Origin of the sequence: Hamadaea sp. NPDC051192, assembly GCF_040682475.1 — a bacterium.
GTDB lineage: Bacteria > Actinomycetota > Actinomycetes > Mycobacteriales > Micromonosporaceae > Hamadaea > Hamadaea flava.
This window is the reverse complement of record NZ_JBFBAZ010000311.1, coordinates 1-1134: the sequence shown is the minus strand read 5'-3', so window position 1 is coordinate 1134 and position 1134 is coordinate 1. Positions and strand designations below refer to the sequence as shown.

Below are 1134 nucleotides of genomic sequence, written 5' to 3'. Positions count from 1 at the left end.
AGAGGGCGTCTAATTCACGAACTTTGTGAGTGATGCCGGTTTAGGTGTCTCGCCAGGTTGGGGTGTTTTCGCCGGTGGCGCGTTTGGCCAGGTTGTCGATCATCGCGATGTGGATCATGCTGGCGGAGTTGTCGGGGAGGGTTTCGTAGTCACGAGCCAGGCGCCGGTGCTGCATGATCCATCCGATCGTCCGCTCGACGACCCACCGACGCTTGACCACGGAGAATCCCCTGATCCCCGGGTCTTTGGCGACGACCTCGACGTCGATGCCCAGGGTGGCGCCGTGTTCGATGACTCTGTTCTTGAATCCGGCGTCGACCCAGGTCTTGGCTAGGGCGGGGTGGGCGGCTTTGGCCTGGTCAAGCAGGTTGATGCCGATGGTGTTGTCGCTGGCGGCGGCTGTCGTGACGATGACGGCCAGGAGTAGTCCGAGGGTGTCGGTGACGATGCCGCGTTTACGGCCGACGATCTTCTTGCCTGCGTCGATGCCCTGGGTGTGGAGCGGGACGTTGGTCGAGGTCTTCACGCTTTGGGTGTCGATCACGCCGGCGGTGGGGGTGGCGTCGCGGCCGGCCTGGGTGCGAACAAGGCCGGTGAGCTGGTAGTTGAGCTGGGTGAACATGCCGTCGTCGGTCCAGGCTTTGAAGTAGTGATACACGGTCGGCCATGGCGGGAAGTCGTGGGGCAGGTAGCGCCAGGCGATGCCGGTGCGGTTGACGTAGAGGATCGCGTTGAAGATCTCCCGCAGGTCGTAGCTGGGTTTGCGTCCGCCGACGCCGGCGTCGGCGCGGGACTGGCGCCAAGCGGTCAGTTGTGGGGCGATCAGGGCCCACCGGGCGTCGGACAGGTCCGAGGGGTAGGCGGGTCGCGAGGTCACCCCAATGTTCTACTGTCGACAGACGTTGGAGTCGCAAGCGGGGTCCGACATTCATGCCTTCTCTGAATCAGACACGATCCGTGGGATAAACCGGGCTCGCTGCTGGGGCTTTTATCGGAGTGAGCCAGGCTTATCGCTCAATTCGACGCCCTTCTGGGGCGTCGACGCCGCCGGACCAACATGGCGAGTAACCGCGAAAGTGATCTAAACGCCCAGTCAGAGCCCGTTGAAGAACGGGTTGTTGTCGTAGGTGGTTG

General features: G+C 63.1%; 1 protein-coding gene. It reads right to left on the bottom strand.

Annotation, left to right across the window (positions count from 1 at the left end; translation table 11 throughout):
• Window positions 1-40: 40 nt before the first annotated feature.
• Window positions 41-877: an IS5 family transposase gene (locus AB0M47_RS42790; protein ID WP_363424794.1), complete on the bottom strand. Its 837-nt coding sequence runs from the start codon at window positions 875-877 to the stop codon at window positions 41-43.
• Between the last annotated feature and the right edge of the window lie 257 nt (window positions 878-1134).